This window comes from Siminovitchia fordii DSM 16014 = CIP 108821 (assembly GCF_000374565.1).
In the GTDB taxonomy this organism is placed as follows: Bacteria; Bacillota; Bacilli; order Bacillales; family Bacillaceae_C; genus Siminovitchia; species Siminovitchia fordii.
In genome coordinates, this window is sequence record NZ_KB894687.1 from 98,467 (window position 1) to 116,887 (window position 18,421).

Consider the following 18,421-nt stretch of genomic DNA (forward strand, 5'->3'; position numbering starts at 1 on the left):
ATGGAAACTTCAAAAAATTGCGAAAGTAGAGTAACTTTTTATTTTGATGGCAATCTGATGAAGGCGAGAAGGGGGCAAACTATTGCAGGTGCATTGATGGCAAACGGAATACGGAAATTAGGATTAAGCCGTAAGCTTCAGCAAGCAAGAGGAGTATTTTGTGCCAGTGGCAGATGTTACAGCTGTTTCGTTTCAGTAAATGGGTTAGATCATGTACTTAGCTGTATGACCCTTGTAGAGGAAGGAGCAAATGTTTATTCCAACAATGGAGATCCGGATCTAAGGAGGCTAGTAAATGGAAACTGATGTTTTGGTCATTGGAGGTGGACCAGCTGGATTGCATGCTGCAGGAGTATCTGCTTCCTACGGATTAGATGTTACTTTAGTGGAGCAATCATTTTCCTTAGGTGGACAATTACGCCAGCAAACTCAGCAGCTTAGAAATCCTCATCAGAAACTTTCCTCCCAAACAGGTACCGGTCTTGCTGATCAATTAATTGAAAAGCTTCATAGGCATGATGTTATCACTCTCCTCAACCATACCGTGATTGGAACCTATAATGATGGAAGAATAGGGGTAGCAAACGAGCAAACAACTATACCGATTACAAGCAAGAAAATCATCGTTACAACAGGTGCTGCAGAAGAAGCATTTGCCTTTCCAGGCTGGACATTACCGGGCGTGATGACCATTGGAGCCGCACAAATTCTATTGAACCGGGAACGAGTCCTTCCTGGGAAAAATGCGCTTGTAGTGGGAATCAATAACTTCACGTTAGAAGTTGTAAAACAACTTCAGGAAAGTGGAGTACACATTAAAGGGATTATTGAAGAGGAATCTTTATTACTAGCAAATGATCCGGCAACACTTAACCTTCTGAAAGACATTAATACTCCTATTTTTGTAAACGGATTTATTGAACGGGCTTTTGGGTCTGGAGAAGTGGAAAAGGTGATGGTTCGGCACGAAAATCAGATGAAAGAACTGAGTGTCGATTTAGTATGTATTGGAAAAGGTTTATCACCGATTATAGAACCATTTGAAATTTTGGATTGTGATTTTACCTATGAATCACGTTTAGGAGGATGGTTGCCTAAGTATACACTTTCCATGGAAACGAGCTGTCCTTCTATTTATGTTGCTGGGAATGCTGCAGGAACAACCGATATAGGATCGATTCTGCTAACAGCAGAAATTGCCGGGCTCAGTGTGGCAGCCTCATTAAATAAATTAGATGAAAAAGAAGTAGAACAGCAAAGAAGAACGCTATGGAAGGCCATTCGATCAATAGAAAAACCTGAAGTATTTCAAGCAAGGGCGCAAATGATAAAAATGTTTCAAGGAGATACCTTAACACAGTTGCTTTAAGATGGAGGGATTTACATGGATGAATTTACAATCATTTGTTCTTGCGAGGAAATCACTCTTGGTGAAATTGAAACTGCAATTCAATCTGGTGCACACACATTTGATGATATCAAGCGATTAACTCGTTGTGGCATGGGACCATGTCAAGCAAAGATCTGTTCAAGTATGGTAAGGCAAGTGATTAGTCAATCACTAGACAAACCTTTGGGTAAGGTTAAGCTCCCCCGAATGCGTATGCCACTAAAATTAACAAGAATTGGAGTTTTAGCTGGCAAAGAAACCTCCTCAAGTGTCATTTCCGTTTTCGGTGAATCGGCTTCGAAAGAGGGTGTGAATCATGAAAAATCAATATGATGTCGTCATTATTGGAAGCGGTGTCATAGGGAGTAGCATCGCTTTCCATCTCTCTGAAAGTAAACAAAAAGAAATTCTGGTTATTGACCAAAGTTATCCTCTATCAGGAACTTCTGGATCAACACAGGCTTGGGTGTGGGTGCATAGTAAGACCCCCTCTTGGTATGGAGAGCTAAGTATGCTTAGTGCTGAATTATATCCTTTTTTGGAAAGGAAAATTGGGGATGTAGAATACAAACGGACAGGAGGTATAGCACCTTTTTTTGATGAGTCAGATCGAGAGAGAGCCCTGTTGCTAGCTGAACAACAGGCAGAAGTTGGTATAGAAATCGAGGTATTAAACCGTGAACAAGTACTGGAGAAGGAACCGGCATTGTCTCCCAAAATTGCTGGTGCTACTTTCAGCAAACTAGATGGAAATGTAAATCCATTTCGGATGGTTGATCTTTATCTAAAGGCTGCTAAGAAAAATCATGTCCAATTTTCTTTTTACAATCCCGTTATAGAAATAAATAGGAATAAAGGTATGTATGAGATAGTTACCGCAAAAGAAAGCTTTGTTGGAAAACAAATAATATTGGCGGCTGGACCTTGGACAAAAGAAGTTGGAAAGCTACTGGGGGTCTATATTCCTGTTAAACAAGTCCGCGGCCAAATTCTCATCACAGAACCATTGGCACCACTTATTAAACATACAATTGGGGGGATGCGACAAGCCGATAATGGAGAAATTTTGATTGGGTATTCCAAGGAGGAGGTTGGTTATGATCGAAGAACGACCCTGGATATCATTCAGGATACAGCAAAAATGGCTGTCGATTTTTTGCCCGACTTAGCAAGAGCAAATATTGTCCGATGTTTTTCCGGCATTAGAGTGATGACATATGATGGATTTCCGATTGTAGGGAAAATCCCATCCATGGAAAACGCATATATTACAGTTATGCACAGTGGGATTACATTGTCACCACTAATTGGAACGCTTATGACAGAACTTCTTGAGTATGGAGAGACATCCATTAGTTTAAAAAACTTAAGACTAGATCGATTCCAGGAGTTCAGGCAATTAGCATAAATTAAATAACAATACGCCATCTTTATACACCAAGACAAAATAAATATAAAGGAGAAAAAACATGAATGCTACTCTTGTTATATTGTTAAGTGCAATTGTCGTTTTGTCTGGTGGAGCAATGATTTCGATTTGGATTGGCCGAAAAAACAAAAACAGTGAAGGCTGGTCTGTTGGTGGAAGGTCTTTGCCAACATATGTTGTGGCAGGAACACAATTTGCCACTGGCGTGGGAGGGGGAGTGCTGGTTGCCCATATCGGTATAGGTTATAGTGCTGGCTGGTCAGCTGTCACTTACAATCTACTGTATTCAATCGGCATTGTGATATTAGTGTTATTGGCAAGCTGGTTAAAGGAACATAAATTTACAACAATGCCTGATATTTTCAAAGAATTATATGGCGATCATAAAATAATGATTAGCGTTGTAACGTTCTTGGCAATTGTAGTTCCATTCGGCTGGCTATGTACACAATTGGTTGCCTTTGGAAACTTATTTTCGAATATAACAGGGATTAGTTTTACTGTATTAATAGTCTTTTTTGCTGCCGTAAGCTTATTGTTTGTACTACCTGGAGGCATGGCATCAGTTGCTTGGACAGACTTTATCTTTGGCTGTATCATGGTTGTAATGACAGTGGTTAGTGGGTTTTATATTCTTAATCTCGCTGGCGGATGGTCTGAAATCATTTCAAACGTACCTGAAAATATTGTCAGTTTCCCTGAAGGTTTAGGGGCGGTGGGGACAACAACAATTATTCTTTGGATATTGGCAATCTTCCCGGGGGCGTTGACAAACCAAATGTCATATCAGAGAATTTATGCGGCTAGCAGCCCTAAAGTGGCCAAGAAGGGCTTTATCATTGCTGCAATTGTCGGAATGCTGAGTGGTGTTTGGGCGTCATTTATGGGAATTGCGATTCGTTCAATGAACCCGGGTTTAGCAAATCCAGAATTAGCCTCGGGTTGGTTTTTAACGCAAATCCCGCTTTGGTTTATGGCACTGTATGGCGCGTTCATCATTGCTACCATTATGTCAACCGTCAGCAGCGCGGTTCAATCTGTCGTAGTCAATATAACGACCGATGTTTACCGCTCTTATATTAATCCTGAAGCCAATGACCGAAAAATCTTAAAGCTGTCTCGATATATGTCCGTATTGGTTATTACCCTGGCAGTTCTCTTGGCATTGTACTATCCAAAGGCTTTAGGATGGCTTGTTGCAACCTATGCCTACTCGGCATCCGGTTTATTGGTTCCGATATTCGGTGGCTTTCTCTTGAGAAAATCAAAACGATTAAATGCCAAAGGTGCAATTGCCAGCATGTCTTTTGGCGTTATCGGCGCAGCAATTGCACAAATCATAGGAACACAAATCCCGTACGCCGCATTTGGCATTTTAGGTTCATTAGTAGGATTTATTATTTTTAATTACATGTTTACGGATAAAAACCAAATGGATAAAAATCTTGATCAAAAAGAAATACAAGCGTAATAGTCTGAATTTACAAAAAAGGAGTGGATATAATGGATGCTGATGTAGCGGTAATTGGTGTAGGAACAATGGGGAGTATGGCTCTTTGGCAGTTGGCAAAGAGAGGGGTATCTGTATTAGGATTTGAACAATTTGGTATTGGAAACGACCGTTCAGCAGTTGGGGGAGAGTCAAGGCTATTTCGAACAGCTTACATGGAAGGAAAACAGTATGTACCTTTATTGAAGGAAGCCCGCAAACTTTGGGTGCAATTGGAGAATGAAACTGGAAATACATTGTTGACACTACATGGTGGACTTATGATTGGCGACCCTCAAACAGAAGTTATGCAAAACGTGATGGAGTCTATTGAAGAATTTCAATTAGAACATGAGATAATTCAAGGAGAAACAGCGTTTAAAAAATATCCGCAATTTAAATTATTTCCTGAAGAGGTTATGATTCTTGATAAAAATGCTGGCTTTCTCCGGCCTGAACTAGCTGTAATTTCAGCAGCATACCGTGCTGAAGAACTAGGTGCTGAAATTCACCGGTTTACTAAAGTAGAAAAAATCCTTCCCGATCCAACAGGCGTGACAATTGTGGCAAACGGAAAATCGTATCGGGTTGGCAAATTGTTAGTGACAACGGGAGCATGGACAAAAAAATTACTGCCCAAATTAGTAACTAATATAGATGCTAGACGCTTAGTTTTAACATGGTTTTCTGCAAAAAAACTTGTAGAATTCAAACCGGAGGTTTTTCCGATATTTGCTAGAATGAGAAGGGGTTTTAGGTTAACTGGAGCACCTACTTTGGACGGTACGATGGTTAAGGCTTCTAATACCAAAAATCCAGATAGGGTATCAGATCCAAGCTTTTTAAATCGCGATGTCTCTCTGGAGGAACTGATGGAAGTTAGCGATGCAGTAAGAGAATTGATACCCGGGCTGATTCCGGATCCTGTACGAGCCAGCGTTTATATGGATGGCTATACGGAAGATGATCATTCCGTTATAGGGGAAATCCCCGGCATGGATCATACAATTTTGATAAGTGGGTTTTCTGGACATGGATTTAAAATGGCTCCAGTTATTGGAACTATTGCAGCTGAACTTATTTTGGATGGAAAAACGAATCGTGATATTTCACATTTAGATATTAAACGAAACTTGGTTTATTAAGAAGAGTTTAATTGAAGAAAGTTTCTAGACCTGTTTAATAATTAATAAGTGAACACAAGGGCTAAACAATTTAGTGACGCCTTATCAATTAGCTTCTAAAGGCGATGGAAAACTCCTTAAAGACGCATTTACAAAAATATCCCTGGCTTAAGTGCATTGAGCAGGGGTATTTTTACATTTTAAACCCAATATTTAAACAAACTCTTGTATAAAATAATTTTAATGAAGAAAATATACCTTTTATAACTCCTCTTCTTGTAAATCTGCTACAGCTTCAATAATTCTATCTTCGTTATGGAAATCCTCGGGTTGCTACAAGAGTTCTACCGGTATGTGTTAATTCTTTTTTGTTCCCGCAAGTCTGCTTTCTATCAGTTTACGTGGTTTTCATACCACTCCCTGGAAAAACGGTGTGCAAGGGAAGAACCAAGCATTTTTCCATTGAATTCAAATAGATAGAAAGAACAAATTCTTTTTCCGTTTTTGTCCGGTTCAACTAGAGCATTGCTTGAAATATAGGTTGATCAACAAATCTCCTAAAAAAAGCTGTTATTTGTCCCGATCATACAGTGCAATTTGGTCCGGAGCGTGCCCAGGAATTTCACGATCTCCAAATCCTCGAAAGTGCCGCCTGTTATCTTAATTAGTTCGCCTTCAATTTTTCGGGACTGGTTCGCTTTTGCCGTCCTATTTAAGTACTCCACCTGCTTCACGCCGGCTTCCCCGCAGCCCATTTCCCTATACAGCTTTTCAAAAAAATTAATTCTCATCTGTATAAATTCCGGGTCTCTCTTCAAGCGTGGAAAAGAAGGGGTATGGGTGAATACTGGAACGGGATTCACTGAAGCAATTCTGTTTATAAGTCCGACATGGTCGATATGATGATGAGTCAGGAAAATATGAGTAATATTGTGTATTTTAAACCCATCTTTACTTAATGTATTGTCCAAAGCATTCCAGCACTCGGTGTTATCCAATCCTGCATCAAACAATGCGAGTGGCTGATCCGTTTGAGTAAATAGAAATTGATGCTTTTCAAGGAATTTTTGACTGGAACAATGATTGAAATATTTCTGACAAACTGGTTACTCCTATATATCAGAAAGCTTAATGATAGCATAGGTCCAAAATACATGGCTCGTTCTACCACGGTTATTTTTACCTCAAAACAGTTTAATTCGATATTTATTTGTCCATCCCTATAAAAAGAAAATAAAAGGGTGAACTGCTTTGAATGAATACGCCGTGTACTTCATGCTGCATTCCATTGAGGCCGTCAGGGGAGGGATGACCCGTGCAGCCATTCAACGTGCAAATATATTGACTCAACTTTATTCAGAAATTGGTTTGATCACCTTCGATTTTAATCCCGATTATGATCAGGTCATAAAGCAATACCGAGAGAATGGACTTTGGAATGACAAGATCAAACATTATAATGTGTATGAATTTTTTATGAATCAGCCGGAACTCAAAAACCCGGATGAAATGGCAAAGACTCTTTTTCATAATCCATCTTTAAAAAACGATGAAGAATCCATCGATCAGTATATGCTCTTTGACAAACAAGGACGTCCAAGAAAAATAACGCTTCATGATAAAAAGAGTGGGAAAGAAATGAAGGAATTGTTACTGACAAAAGAAGGCTGGTGTTTTTTGGAAAGAAATTTTCTTAACGGCAACTATATCCTGTTCGGGCGTGATGGCAATACAATTAATTCATTTAAAAAAGTAAAAGAATATCGCCATCATTTTATTCAATCGCTCTTAGAAAGAAAGGAAGCGGTTTTGTTGTCGGATAGTCGCTTCACGGACAAAATACTCATGGGAGTCAATGGTGAAAAGGCAGCTAAAGTGGCTGTTTTACACAGCAATCATCTTCAGTCTCCGTATCAATACGGGAGTACACTGGTAAAAAGGAACGGCTTATTATTTAATCAAATGAATCATCTTGACGCGATCATTACATTAACAGAAAGCCAAGCGGAAGATATCAGCAACAGGTTTGGACGCAGGTCCACCATTCATACGGTTGGCCATCCAGCTTTTACACCGGCAGAAATTTCGAAAGAACATGACCCTTTCACTGCTGTCATGCTTGTGCGGTATGAAGGAGTCAAGCAAATTCCTCACGCAATCAAAGCATTTAAAAGGGTGGTCAAAAAGGTGCCGGAATCCAAGCTGGAGATTTGGGGATTTGGAAGAGAAGAAGCCCGGTACCGAAGTCTTATTAAAAGGTTAAGGATGGAAAATCACGTTTTTATCAGAGGGTTTACCTACGACGTAGAAAAAACATTTCGGAGAGCTGCCTTTTCATTGATTACGTCCAAGTCCGAAGCGTTCGGCATGTCCATCATCGAAAGTATGAGTGTAGGAACACCTGTGATTTGCTATGCCTGCAAATATGGCCCAACGGATATTATCAGGCATGAAAAAAATGGTCTCCTTGTTGCGCCAGGTGATATAAAAGGCTTGGCTGATGCAATGATCTCCCTTTTTTTAGATAAAAAGAAGCGGTCTGATTTAAGCAAGGAAGCAATCAAGGTTGCACAAATGTTTGGAGAGGAAAAGCTGGCCCAAAAATGGAAGGATATATTTAATGAGGCAAAAAAACAAAAGGAGCAAAGGGTTCATATCAAAGAAATCGGAGCGGAATGGATGAATGTAACTGTTAATGAAGAAATTGGTATAAAAGTGGAAGGGAAGGTATATTTTAAGGGACTTCTGCCGAAATTCCGCCATAAGGTCATTCTTTTTCTCCAAATGCGTAAACGAAAAGACATGGAAGATTTATATATCCCATTGTCAGTGAGATGGGATAAATCTGGCATTTTAACATTTAATGGAGAGTTTACAGATCTCTCTAAGTTGCACAAAGGCTGCTGGGATGTGAATTTGAGCGTCACCTGTTTGAATTTTCATCAATTTGTACGGCCGACGTTCATAACACCATGGTTTGGAAGTCGTAATGCTAACCTGAAATTATGCAAGAAAGGCCAGCATTTTTTCGTAAAGGTGTATCGACCAAAGAAAAAGCAGCGCATTAATACTTATTTATTTAAAGAAACTTATAAAGCTAAAATCAGGGACATGATCCGAAGAAGCGGATCTTAGTCTTTAGCCTAATTCATAACATGATATTCCCTCTTAACATTTTTTAAGGTTTTGAGGAGGGACTGATTAAATTATCTGACGTTATTTCTGAGTGGCATTTCCTTTGGCTGTATATACCCTTCACGATATTATCTACTGTTCATGTCCATGTAAAAATGTTTAGCTGAATGTCGCTTGATTTTATATTGGCACTGATATTCACTGCATGCCCTTCAGGACTGTTACTCGATTGGTGTACGCTGCAACCTCGCCGGAGTGTCTTTGCAGCTTTTTTCTTTATTAAGGGTTGGTATTTGGTCAGTTTTTTAGAGATAGGAAACGAGTGCAGGACGATTGCTGCACTCGTTTTGTGAAATCATGTCTTTTTTTTGTTTTTAGGAACAGTTGGAGGCTTTTGTGTCTTCTTGCGTTCTGCGTCCCGCTCAAATGCTTCTCGTGCTTTAACGAAAATGATGCTCATTTTGCTGCCTCCTTCAATCTTATTAGTATTCCTTTTTCCGTATTCAGTTCAATAAAACCTAAAATTCGTGAGTGTTTCGTTTTATTAAAACTTTAAGCTAAATTCCTTGGATATTATTTTTAACAGGTCTGTCAATTCCGTTATTTCATAGGTCGGTAAAATGTCTGTATGATTTTTTCGTTGTTTCGGATTGAACCAGCATGCGTCAATCCCATAATTTATTCCTCCCTGAATATCAGAGGTCAGAGAGTCGCCCACGATCAATACCTGGGCTTTGTCCTTAATTTGGAGTTTGGAAAATGTATAATCAAAAATCCTTGTGTCAGGTTTCTGATAGCCGGCTTTTTCAGAGGTAATCACTTCCACAAAAGTACTGCAAAGGGGTGATTTTTGAATCCGGGAATCTTGAACATCCTGAAATCCATTTGATACTACAGCGAGTCGATAATCATTGAGACTGCTGCATAATTTGACTGCCCCCTGAATAAGATGGGGTTCCTTGCCTAAATATTCAAGGTATTTGCTTCCGAATTCCTCGGGATTGATCTCAAGATTATGCTTTAAAAAAAGCCTTCTAAATCTCTCTACCCCCAACTTAGATAACATTAATTCTCCCTTTTCCAACTCCGACCATAAAACAGCGCTAATCTCCTTATAGCTTGTCTGATAATCCGAAAAACCCTTCGACAAACCAAATTCGAAAAAAACATTCTTCAGTGCCATTTTTTCAGAAAGTCTGAAGTCAAAAAGTGTATCGTCCATATCGAACAGGATTGTTTCGTATTTCATATGTACTTCCACCCTTTCCGAATTTGTAAAGGCTGATAGAATTCCCCTAGTTAACAGGGGAGATTGCAGTTAGCCCGATATTGAAAAACATCCAGATACCATTTCCATTTTACCATTTACTTTTACTCAAATATTCTCTCTTGACGATATCAATTGAAACACTTAAAATAATATATAAATCCTATGTGTTTACTTATATTTAAAAAGGAGTGGATAAAGGGATGATTCAAATGGTTGTCACGGGTCTTATATGCGGGGCTCTGCTCGGTTTTGTAATGCAGAGAGGACGCTTTTGTTTAACCGGCGGATTCCGTGATATGTATATTGCAAAAGATTACCGCATGTTTTATGCGTTGCTGATAGCCATTGCTGTTCAGAGCATCGGGGTTTATACACTAATCCAATTCGGAGCGATAGAATTTTCCGCCGGAGGTTTTTCCTGGATGGCCACCATAATCGGTTCTTTTATTTTTGGAATCGGAATTGTTCTTGCTGGCGGTTGTGCGACAGGAACGTGGTACCGCGCGGGGGAAGGTCTGCTCGGCAGTTGGATTGCCTTGTTCGGATATATGTTCATGAGTGCTGTGATGAAATCGGGTGTATTAGTTCCGGTCGATCAAACGATGAAATCTGTTCAAACAGCAAATAACTCAATTGCAGATTCAACTGGAATTTCCGTCTGGGTTTATATTGCTGTATTTACTGCAATCGTCCTTTTTCTCACCATAAAAGAATATAGGAAACCTAAAATAGCCATTCCAACGATGAAACCTAAGCGGACAGGATTAAGCCATCTGCTCTTTGAAAAACGTTGGCATCCATTTTTTACAGCGGTACTCGTCGGAGTGATTGCCATCATGGCATGGCCGCTCAGTGAAGCAACAGGCAGAATGTCCGGCTTGGGAATAACAACGCCATCTGCGAATATTCTTCAATTTCTTGTAAGTGGTGAAAGGCAATATATAAACTGGGGTGTGTTTCTTGTTCTAGGGATCTTTTTGGGCTCTTTTATTGCAGCTAAAGGAAGCAGAGAATTCCGTTTTAGAATGCCTGATGTGAAAACGGGGATCTCCAGCTTCATCGGAGGTAATTTAATGGGCTTCGGTGCAAGCCTTGCAGGCGGATGCTCCATCGGAAACGGCTTGGTTATGACTGCCATGATGACATGGCAGGGCTGGGTTTCTTTATTATTTATCATCTTGGGAACATGGACTGCATCATATTTTGTCTTTGTCCGTCCAAAAACCAAAAAGAACACGGTTGTATCTGATACAACTGTAACAGCTTAGGAGGTATTTTAAATGACAACAACATTGGATGTAATGGGGCAGGTTTGTCCTTTTCCATTAGTGGAAGCAAAAGAGGCAATCGAGAAAATTTCTGCTGGTGATGAATTGGTGATCAACTTTGATTGTACGCAAGCGACAGAAAGTATTCCCCGCTGGGCGGCGGAATCAGGGTATGAAGTCACCAATTTCGAACAGCTGGGGGAAGCTGCATGGACAATTTCTATTAAAAAAAATTAGATACTGCTTGAACATAAGGCATGGTCAACTAGCTTTGATCATGTCTTTTTTTATTAAATGCAAAGTTAAGTTGGATATCTATGAACCAAAATGGGGATCTTTCTGGACAGCTAAGGCATAAAATAAGATGATGGCAAGTCTGCCGTTGGGGTGCCATAGTTGCCGATTTATGTTATATAATGAAGAGCAGGTCAAGTATCAAACTGTTGGGTTTGTTCAGTGTTATCATGGAGCTGAGTAAAAATTCGAGCTGCCAAGATCAGCAAAACCCTGTTATGGAGCCCGCCATAATGATATTACCTTTTCCAACGGCACTATGAAGCTTTACTCAATTAACATCGAAAAAAAGTTCGACATCTTTTTATACGACTCAAGGAATGACAATTGTTCGTTTGATTGATTTTCTTTCCCTGGTTTTCGCTTTTTTTCTTCAAATTTCCACCATTTTATTTCGTATGATAACGATTCCATCATATCTTTTGGGTTTACTGATTGCCAAACTTATGGTTTAATTATGAAGTATCATTTTTATTCAGCTTATTTTTCAATTACGAGTTTCATATTTAAGTGGGATGAACTAGTAAAGAACTCCAAGGCAGGATGCTTGATTTCTCTGTTTTGGGTTATTTTTTGTAAATTGACAGCCCTAGAATATTTGAGGTGAGAACGATGAAGAAATTCTTGAGCACTAAAACGGGCTTTTTTACAGTAATGGTGTTTTTCTTCTGGATAAAAACGTATATTATCTATCAAACTGAATTCAATCTTGGAATCAAAAATGGAATGCAACAGTTCTTGCTATTCTTTAATCCGTTGAACTCTGCGCTGATTTTTCTTGGATTGGCTTTGTTTGCAAAGGGTAAAAGGATGGGCGTATGGTTGATTTCCATATATACTGCGCTAAGCTTCCTATTATATGCCAATGTTGTGTTCTATCGCTTTAACAGTGATTTTATTACAATTCCGACTTTGACCCAGACAAGCAATTTTGGGAGTCTTGGAGGTAGCATTGCCAACCTGGTGGCATGGCACGATCTTTTTTATGCGCTGGATATCATCATCATGATTGTTTTCTTTATAAAAGCAAAGGGAAATTGGTCACAAGATCGCATCAAGCTTCGCAAGCCGATGATGGTTTTGACATCAGGGGTTATTTTGTTTGTTGTAAACCTTGGACTAGCTGAAATTGACCGTCCGCAATTATTGCAGAGGACTTTTGACCGAAATTATATTGTCAAATATCTTGGAGCCTACAACTTTACCATTTATGATGCTGTTCAGAGTATTAAGTCTTCCAAACAGCGGGTAATGGCATCAAGTGATGATATGACAGAAGTTGAAAATTACACGAAGAGCAAGTATGCCCAGCCAAATCCTGAATACTTCGGTAAAGCCAAAGGGAAAAATATAATAAAAATACATTTGGAATCTTTCCAAACCTTCTTGATAGATTACAAGCTGCATGGGGAAGAGGTCACTCCTTTTCTGAATTCATTGGTGCGGGACTCTGACTTTACGTATTTTGATAACTTTTTCCATCAAACTGAGCAGGGGAAAACAGCCGATGCAGAGTTGATTATGGACAATTCATTATATGGACTGCCGCAAGGATCAGCGTTTGTCATGAAAGGTAATAATACGTATCAGGCATTGCCTGCGATTTTGCATCAGCAGGGATATACAAGTGCGGTGCTGCATGGCGATTATAAATCATTCTGGAATCGTGATGAGATTTATAAAGAGTTTGGTGTAGACCAATTCTTTGACGCCAGCTACTATAATATGGCTGAGGAAAATGTGATTGGTTATGGTTTGAAAGATAAGCCATTCTTTGAAGAGTCCATTCCAATGCTAAAATCCTTGAAACAACCGTTTTATGCCCATCTCATTTCGGTGACCCATCACCATCCATATTTGATTGATGATGAGGATGCAACCATTGAACCGGCTGAAACGGGTGATGCATCAGTGGACAGATATTTCCAAACGGCCCGTTACTTGGACGAAGCTTTGGAACAGTTCGTTAACGATTTGAAGGCAGAAGGCTTATACGATGATTCCGTCATCCTGCTTTATGGAGACCATTACGGTATTTCCGATAACCATAACCGGGCAATGGAGGAACTGATCGGAGAGGAAATCACTCCGCTGAAACATGCTGAATTGCAACGTGTGCCGCTGATGATCAAAGTGCCTGGTGTAAAAGGCCAAGGAGTGAACCATGAGTACGCAGGACAAGTCGATGTCATGCCAACATTGCTGCACTTGCAAGGCATCAAAGCCCAAGATTATATCCAGATGGGAACAGACCTCTTTTCAAAAGATCATAAAGCATATGTGCCATTCAGAAACGGCGACTTTATGACTGAAAAGTTCAGCAAAGTCGATGGTGTATATTACGATACCAAGACGAAAGAAAAAATCGAAGAACCAACAAAAGAAATGCTGGAAATCAATGAATCTGTCATTCGTGACCTTCAGTTGTCCGATAAGGTGATGTACGGAGATTTATTGAGATTCTATACTCCTAATAAGGAATGGACTCCTGTAGACCCGAAACAGTATACTTACGGAAAACAGGAAAGTGACTCAGAAAGTAAATAAGCGGATATAAAAACACAGGCAGATTTGTCTGTGTTTTTTTTGTATGACGGAAGTTAAGTGGTATAATCTTTTTATTATAATAAAAGGAGTGGTTCACATGGCTGTTGATGTTTATCTTATGTTTAATGGAAATTGCAGGGAAGCGGTTGAATTTTATGCAGAAGCATTTAAAACGGAAAAACCCCATATCATGACTTTTGGGGAGGCTCCTCGCAACTCTGAGTACCCCGTCCCTGAAGAAGCCAAAGACAGAGTCATTCATGCCAAGCTAAACATTGAAGGCAGCGATGTGATGTTCTCCGACACTTTTCCGGGGAATGAAGTGGTAAATGGCAACAGCATCACGCTTGCGGTTGTTAGTAAAAATTTAGATGGGTTAAAGTCCGCTTTCTACAAATTAAGTGAAGGCGGAAAAGTCGAGATGGAGCTTCAGGAAACATTCTTTAGTAAATGTTACGGTAAAGTGACTGACAAGTTTGGCATTGGCTGGCAGTTAAGCTATGAAGAATGATGCAAAGAAAAGCACAGATGAATTTTGATCGCAGTAAATTGACTTGATCCTTACGTTGAATTTCCTGTACATAAGTATCGGATATAGCATATTAAGTCTCATTTTTTTGCTTTTCTTACTTTGGACGAAAAAAAGCGGAGATTCATGGTTTCCCAAAATCTCCGCTTTTTTATTTATTTCATTTCAACCGTTTCTTCATTTTTTGCCCCTACTGTTTTCTCCGCTAGTTGAACATTTACCTTTCCGGAGAAAAATACGGCTCCTCCCCCCATATCGGCTACCCTGTCGGGTGTCAGGGAGTTAACAAGATGTTTATCCCCAAATTGATCGGACCAGAGTCCCTGACTGACTACGACACCGGGTAAGACCTGCTCACCGACAGAGGCGGCAATTTCACATACGCCGCGTTCGTTCCATATCCGTACGAGCGAGCCGTCTTCAATGCCGAGCTTTTCGGCATCCAACCGATTCATGAACAATTGCGGGGACTTCTCAAGCTTTGCATGCTTTTCGTTATTGGAAAATGTCGAGTTTAAGAAGTTATGGTTCGGCCCTGGGACAAACAGGAAAGGACAATCGTTATCTTCCACAAGTGGTATATGGGTAGGGAGCGCTGGGTATCCGTCCAATTCCATTTGTTTTGAATATAATTCGATTTTTCCGCTTGGTGTGCTCAAATTTTTCCAGTATTCATCTGTGTTTTTTGCCTTTACATATCGCTCTTTCTTCAGTCGTTCAAGGTCTATATCAGGAAAGTGAGGGTTGGCTACATCTGTTATGGCCTGCTCGATCAGTTCTTCATCGCTATCTTTTAATTCCTGTTCATCGAAACCCATCGCTTCTGCAAGCAATCTGAAAACATCAGAGTTTGATCTGCTCTCTCCGTATGGGGCGATGACCGGCTCCTGCATGTGAATATATTGATGCCAGTAGGAAGTATAAAAGTCCATATTTTCATACGATGATGTTGCTGGTAAAACAATATCCGCATATTTTGCGGTTTCCGTCAGGAACAGGTCATGGACAACTGTGAAGAGATCTTCCCGCTCCAAGCCCTCACGGACTTTTCCGGCATTTGGTGCCACGACAGCCGGATTGCTGCAATACACGAAAAGTGAGCGAATAGGCTGCTCAGCTTCAAGTAAAGCTTCACCCAATTGAATCATATTGATCGTCCGAGTCTTTTTTTTGCGAAGCTCCGGTCGCTGTAATGCCTTGGTGTTATAAGCCAAGTACCCACTGTTTGATTTAACGGCCCCGCCTCCTTTTAATGGCCATTGGCCCGTTAATGCAGGAAGACATGAGATAGTCCGAACGATCATTCCACCGTTATCATGATGCTGCAGACCATTTCCAATACGGATCATGGAAGGGGAAATTTCGCCATACATGCGTGCGAGTTTATAAATATCTTCTACAGGAACTCCTGTAATCTCTGATACCGTTTTTGGATCATAATATTTTACATGCTGTTCAAGTTCTTCATAACCGACCGTATAGTCTTTTAGAAATTCATAATCCACCATTTTTTCATCAAATAAAATATGCATGATTCCCAAGGCAAGAGCGCTGTCCGTTCCTGGTAAAATCGGAATGAACCAATCCGCCATCCGGCCAGTCTGATTTTTATGGACATCGATGACAATGAGTTTGGCACCGTTTTTCCGTGCTTTTTGGGCAATCATCACTTGATGCATATTTGTGCTTGCAGCATTGATGCCCCAAAAAATAAAGAGTTTGGTCTCTGCCATTTCCTCAGGGTCCGTTCCAAAGCTGCCGCCCATCGTATAAGCGTATCCAACGGCCCCGGCAGAGGAGCAAATGGACTGTTCCAATTGGCTCGCGCCGAGGCGGTTAAAGAAGCGCCGATCCATCCCTTCTGAATGGATTTTTCCCATGTTTCCATAAAAGCTGTATGGAAGAATGGATTCAGCCCCTTCCTCGGAAATCAATCGCTTCCACCTACCTGCAATCGTTTTTATTGCTTCATTCCAACTGATGGGCTCAAACTTACCTTCCCCTTTGGGGCCAACCCGCTTCAAAGGGGTTTTTAGCCTCTTTGGATCATACAGGCGTTCACCCATGTTTCTGACTTTATTGCATATACTTCCTTTTGTTACAGGATGATTTGGATCTCCATCGATTTTTACAATTTTTCCGTCTTTTTTATGAACAAGCAGTCCACACTGATCGGGACAGTCCAAAGAACATACGGAAGGGACCACACCGTTTTTAATATTGATCAATGACTCCATTTCCAGCATCCCCTTGCGAAAAAAATAATTTCATAGATTATAACATAACATGGGGCGATTTTTTTATATTGTAAGAAATAAATCTTTTATAACAGATATTTTATACTAGGATGAATGTTAAATTTTTTCCTTGAAAAGGAAAAAACACAGAGAATAAGTTTGTTTTTCTATTAGTAATCAAACGATGGATTTGTTACACTCAATGCTATGAAAACGCACCGAAGAATCACTTTCTTTTATTAAAAAAGAAGAGCTCTTTTGTAAAATTCCATCCCATGTATTCAATTGTACTTTACATATAGCTTTGGATTCTTAGTTTGGGAGTTGTCTACGTTCTATTTGTCGGTCGTCTCCTTAAGGGGAATTATGTCATTGATCAGTTTCATCTTGTGGATTGTCCTTATGGTCAAGGCTTATCAACTTGAACGGATTAAATTGCCAATAGTGGGTGACATCGCAAAAAATCTAATGGAAAAATTTGATGGCAATCCATGTCCTTAATAAGGGCATGACATATGTCCTGATTTAGGGAAAATTAAAAACATGGTTGACAATGAATTCCATTCCGAATAGAATAGGTTTTACATTCACAAATTCATATTTTTAAACTCTTATGCAGAGAGGTGGAGGGACTGGCCCTGTGAAGCCTCGGCAACCATTGAATATTTTTCCGTATTCAAACGGTGCCAATTCCAGCAGATTTTTTACAAATCTGATATATAAGAGGCAAAGCTTGATTTATATTTACAAAAAGCCGAGACCTCTTATTCTTAAGGGGTCTTTTTCTTGTATATCGGAGGAATTACAATCATAAGGAGATGAGGGGAATGGTGGACAAAACAAAGGTTGATAATGAGAAACTGAGATTGATTGTAGAAGCGCTCAGCAAATTGCGCTTTGGTGAGTTGCAGATTACTGTACATGAAGGGAAAATCGTCCAAATCAATCGGATTGAAAAGCAGCGGTTTCCTGTATGAGATGTAATGGACACAAAATCGCTGGAATAGACAGTTATCCAGCCTCAAAAAACGATATTCTAAAGCTGACCGGACAACCGGAGGCCTCTTGAATTTCAACAAAATTTTGCTTGTTTATGCAGGCTAATTTTGTTGAACAAGAGGTCTTTTTTTATCCGAAAAATGAAAGGAGACCAAAGATGGCAAAAATTGAACTTGCCACGTTTGCTGGTGGCTGCTTTTGGTGCATGGTCCAGCCATTCGATTTGCAGCCTGGAATTGAAAAAGTCATATCAGGCTATACCGGCGGGAAGGTTGAGAACCCAACTTATGAGCAGGTTTGCACCGGAACAACTGGGCACGTGGAAGCAGTACAAATTTCGTTTGATTCCCAAGTATTTTCATATGAAAAGTTAGTAAGCCTGTTTTGGCAGCAAATTGATCCGACGGATGCCGGCGGACAATTCAGGAGCAGGGGCAAATCCTATCAAACTGCTATTTTTTATCATACGGAGGAGCAAAGGATCATTGCTGAAGAATCAAAAAAGAGGTTGGAAGCAAGCGGGAAATTTAAAGATCCAATCGTAACCAAAATCTTGTCAGCTGTCCCGTTTTACCCGGCAGAAGATTACCACCAGGATTATTACAGGAAAAACCCGGATCATTATGCCGCATTTAAGGAAGAATCAGGCAGGGCACCTTTCATCCGAAAGTATTGGGAAGAAAAAATTCAGCGTTAATAAGAGGAGAATA

15 protein-coding genes, 1 pseudogene and 1 riboswitch are annotated in these 18,421 nt (G+C 40.0%); of the genes and pseudogenes, 13 read left to right on the plus strand and 3 right to left on the minus strand.

Annotated features, from left to right (window positions below; translation table 11 throughout):
• The 6 genes from C509_RS0106240 (at position 1) to solA (ending at position 5,453) form a co-directional block, all read left to right on the plus strand.
• Entirely contained in the window at positions 1–306 is a 306-nt protein-coding gene (locus C509_RS0106240; RefSeq protein WP_018706062.1) for a (2Fe-2S)-binding protein, read from the plus strand.
• On the plus strand, positions 296–1,369 hold the full coding sequence (locus C509_RS0106245; protein ID WP_018706063.1) for an NAD(P)/FAD-dependent oxidoreductase: 1,074 nt from the start codon (positions 296–298) through the stop codon (positions 1,367–1,369). Before C509_RS0106240 ends, C509_RS0106245 begins: the two co-directional genes overlap by 11 nt.
• Before the next feature lie 15 nt (positions 1,370–1,384).
• On the plus strand, positions 1,385–1,723 hold the full coding sequence (locus C509_RS23485) for a (2Fe-2S)-binding protein (RefSeq protein WP_018706064.1): 339 nt from the start codon (positions 1,385–1,387) through the stop codon (positions 1,721–1,723).
• Positions 1,707–2,798, plus strand: a complete 1,092-nt coding sequence (locus C509_RS0106255) for an NAD(P)/FAD-dependent oxidoreductase (protein ID WP_018706065.1) — start codon at positions 1,707–1,709, stop codon at positions 2,796–2,798. The genes C509_RS23485 and C509_RS0106255 overlap by 17 nt, the downstream gene beginning before the upstream one ends.
• 61 nt (positions 2,799–2,859) lie before the next feature.
• Positions 2,860–4,290: a sodium:solute symporter family protein gene (locus tag C509_RS23490; RefSeq protein ID WP_018706066.1), complete on the plus strand. Its 1,431-nt coding sequence runs from the start codon at positions 2,860–2,862 to the stop codon at positions 4,288–4,290.
• Between the two features lie 32 nt (positions 4,291–4,322).
• Entirely contained in the window at positions 4,323–5,453 is a 1,131-nt protein-coding gene (gene solA / locus C509_RS0106265; protein WP_018706067.1) for an N-methyl-L-tryptophan oxidase, read from the plus strand.
• A 536-nt stretch (positions 5,454–5,989) separates the two neighbouring features.
• Here the strand turns inward: solA and C509_RS0106270 are convergent.
• Positions 5,990–6,451, minus strand: a pseudogene (locus C509_RS0106270) (MBL fold metallo-hydrolase); the annotation flags it as partial.
• Positions 6,452–6,683: 232 nt separating this feature from the next.
• On the opposite strand from C509_RS0106270, the gene C509_RS0106275 reads away from it, so the two are divergent.
• Complete coding sequence (locus C509_RS0106275; RefSeq protein WP_018706068.1) at positions 6,684–8,567, plus strand: glycosyltransferase; 1,884 nt, start codon at positions 6,684–6,686, stop codon at positions 8,565–8,567.
• Positions 8,568–9,111: 544 nt separating this feature from the next.
• Here C509_RS0106275 and C509_RS0106285 read toward each other — a convergent pair.
• Positions 9,112–9,816 carry a YjjG family noncanonical pyrimidine nucleotidase gene (locus tag C509_RS0106285; protein WP_018706070.1) on the minus strand — a complete coding sequence of 235 codons (705 nt, stop codon included), beginning with the start codon at positions 9,814–9,816 and terminating at the stop codon, positions 9,112–9,114.
• A gap of 221 nt (positions 9,817–10,037) precedes the next feature.
• Between C509_RS0106285 and C509_RS0106290 the strand changes: the two genes are divergently transcribed.
• The 4 genes from C509_RS0106290 to C509_RS0106305 all read left to right on the plus strand — a co-directional run bounded on the left by C509_RS0106290 (position 10,038) and on the right by C509_RS0106305 (position 14,457).
• The gene (locus C509_RS0106290) at positions 10,038–11,105 is read left to right on the plus strand and encodes a YeeE/YedE family protein (protein ID WP_018706071.1); all 1,068 of its coding nucleotides are present in this window, start codon (positions 10,038–10,040) and stop codon (positions 11,103–11,105) included.
• 12 nt (positions 11,106–11,117) lie between these two features.
• Positions 11,118–11,342 (plus strand): sulfurtransferase TusA family protein, encoded by a 225-nt coding sequence (locus C509_RS0106295; RefSeq protein ID WP_018706072.1) that lies wholly within the window; start codon positions 11,118–11,120, stop codon positions 11,340–11,342.
• A 669-nt stretch (positions 11,343–12,011) separates the two neighbouring features.
• Positions 12,012–13,946, plus strand: a complete 1,935-nt coding sequence (gene ltaS / locus C509_RS0106300) for a lipoteichoic acid synthase (RefSeq protein WP_018706073.1) — start codon at positions 12,012–12,014, stop codon at positions 13,944–13,946.
• Between the two features lie 97 nt (positions 13,947–14,043).
• On the plus strand, positions 14,044–14,457 hold the full coding sequence (locus C509_RS0106305) for a VOC family protein (protein WP_018706074.1): 414 nt from the start codon (positions 14,044–14,046) through the stop codon (positions 14,455–14,457).
• Positions 14,458–14,630: 173 nt separating this feature from the next.
• On the opposite strand, the gene C509_RS0106310 is transcribed toward C509_RS0106305, so the two are convergent.
• Positions 14,631–16,712, minus strand: coding sequence for a molybdopterin oxidoreductase family protein (locus C509_RS0106310; RefSeq protein ID WP_018706075.1), 2,082 nt, complete (start codon positions 16,710–16,712; stop codon positions 14,631–14,633).
• Between the two features lie 608 nt (positions 16,713–17,320).
• Positions 17,321–17,438, plus strand: a riboswitch (SAM riboswitch).
• A 101-nt stretch (positions 17,439–17,539) separates the two neighbouring features.
• Between C509_RS0106310 and C509_RS25450 the strand changes: the two genes are divergently transcribed.
• Positions 17,540–17,689 (plus strand): YezD family protein, encoded by a 150-nt coding sequence (locus tag C509_RS25450; RefSeq protein WP_018706077.1) that lies wholly within the window; start codon positions 17,540–17,542, stop codon positions 17,687–17,689.
• Between the two features lie 179 nt (positions 17,690–17,868).
• The gene (gene msrA / locus C509_RS0106325; protein WP_026319716.1) at positions 17,869–18,408 is read left to right on the plus strand and encodes a peptide-methionine (S)-S-oxide reductase MsrA; all 540 of its coding nucleotides are present in this window, start codon (positions 17,869–17,871) and stop codon (positions 18,406–18,408) included.
• The last annotated feature ends 13 nt before the right edge of the window (positions 18,409–18,421 follow it).

What these genes read in the sequence shown, in the direction of transcription:
- solA (WP_018706067.1), top strand. Translation starts at nt 4,323, where the DNA reads ATGGATGCTGATGTAGCGGTAATTGGTGTAGGAACAATGGGGAGTATG.
- C509_RS23485 (WP_018706064.1), top strand. Translation starts at nt 1,385, where the DNA reads ATGGATGAATTTACAATCATTTGTTCTTGCGAGGAAATCACTCTTGGT.
- C509_RS0106245 (WP_018706063.1), top strand. Translation starts at nt 296, where the DNA reads ATGGAAACTGATGTTTTGGTCATTGGAGGTGGACCAGCTGGATTGCAT.
- C509_RS0106255 (WP_018706065.1), top strand. Translation starts at nt 1,707, where the DNA reads ATGAAAAATCAATATGATGTCGTCATTATTGGAAGCGGTGTCATAGGG.
- C509_RS0106305 (WP_018706074.1), top strand. Translation starts at nt 14,044, where the DNA reads ATGGCTGTTGATGTTTATCTTATGTTTAATGGAAATTGCAGGGAAGCG.
- C509_RS25450 (WP_018706077.1), top strand. Translation starts at nt 17,540, where the DNA reads ATGGTGGACAAAACAAAGGTTGATAATGAGAAACTGAGATTGATTGTA.
- msrA (WP_026319716.1), top strand. Translation starts at nt 17,869, where the DNA reads ATGGCAAAAATTGAACTTGCCACGTTTGCTGGTGGCTGCTTTTGGTGC.
- C509_RS0106240 (WP_018706062.1), top strand. Translation starts at nt 1, where the DNA reads ATGGAAACTTCAAAAAATTGCGAAAGTAGAGTAACTTTTTATTTTGAT.
- C509_RS0106310 (WP_018706075.1), bottom strand. Translation starts at nt 16,712, where the DNA reads ATGGAGTCATTGATCAATATTAAAAACGGTGTGGTCCCTTCCGTATGT.
- ltaS (WP_018706073.1), top strand. Translation starts at nt 12,012, where the DNA reads ATGAAGAAATTCTTGAGCACTAAAACGGGCTTTTTTACAGTAATGGTG.
- C509_RS0106285 (WP_018706070.1), bottom strand. Translation starts at nt 9,816, where the DNA reads ATGAAATACGAAACAATCCTGTTCGATATGGACGATACACTTTTTGAC.
- C509_RS0106295 (WP_018706072.1), top strand. Translation starts at nt 11,118, where the DNA reads ATGACAACAACATTGGATGTAATGGGGCAGGTTTGTCCTTTTCCATTA.
- C509_RS0106290 (WP_018706071.1), top strand. Translation starts at nt 10,038, where the DNA reads ATGATTCAAATGGTTGTCACGGGTCTTATATGCGGGGCTCTGCTCGGT.
- C509_RS23490 (WP_018706066.1), top strand. Translation starts at nt 2,860, where the DNA reads ATGAATGCTACTCTTGTTATATTGTTAAGTGCAATTGTCGTTTTGTCT.